Source organism: Vibrio sp. 03_296 (assembly GCF_002265885.1).
This window is the reverse complement of record NZ_NPKW01001106.1, coordinates 1-562: the sequence shown is the minus strand read 5'-3', so window position 1 is coordinate 562 and position 562 is coordinate 1. Positions and strand designations below refer to the sequence as shown.

Genomic DNA, 562 nt, shown 5'->3' with positions numbered 1-562 from the left:
ATGCAGTTGACTTTTAATCAATTGGTCGCAGGTTCGAATCCTGCACGACCCACCATTTCCTTCCACGGGAAAACAAATAATGTGGGCGATTAGCTCAGTTGGGAGAGCACCTGCCTTACAAGCAGGGGGTCACTGGTTCGAACCCGGTATCGCCCACCATCTTTAAGGGTTTTTCCTTAAGAATCTTTAAACATGGTTTTCATTAGAAAATCTGCTCTTTAACAATTTGGAAAGCTGACAAAACAACAAATTATTGTTGTTTGTAAAGTTCTCAATGTTTGTCTTTATGACAAGCACCAACAAAYACATTCAAGTGTTCTTGGGAATGTCACTGTTWAGTGACTATTCGAAATTGAGTCCGGCAAAATCAACGCTATCTCGCTCATTCAAATAATGAGATAGCAACTTTGGTTGTTTAACAAAGACCCTTTGGGGTTGTATGGTTAAGTGACTAAGCGTRCACGGTGGATGCCTTGGCAGTCAGAGGCGATGAAGGACGTAGTAACTTGCGATAAGCGTAGATGAGGCAGTAACAGCCACTTGAGTCTACGATTTCCGAATG

At 42.2% G+C, this 562-nt stretch carries 1 tRNA gene and 1 rRNA gene; both read left to right on the top strand.

The features are described from left to right. Positions 1–83 precede the first annotated feature (83 nt). Positions 84–159 (top strand) — tRNA-Val (locus CIK04_RS30110). 282 nt (positions 160–441) lie between these two features. Next, positions 442–562, top strand: a 23S ribosomal RNA gene (locus CIK04_RS30105); the annotation flags it as partial.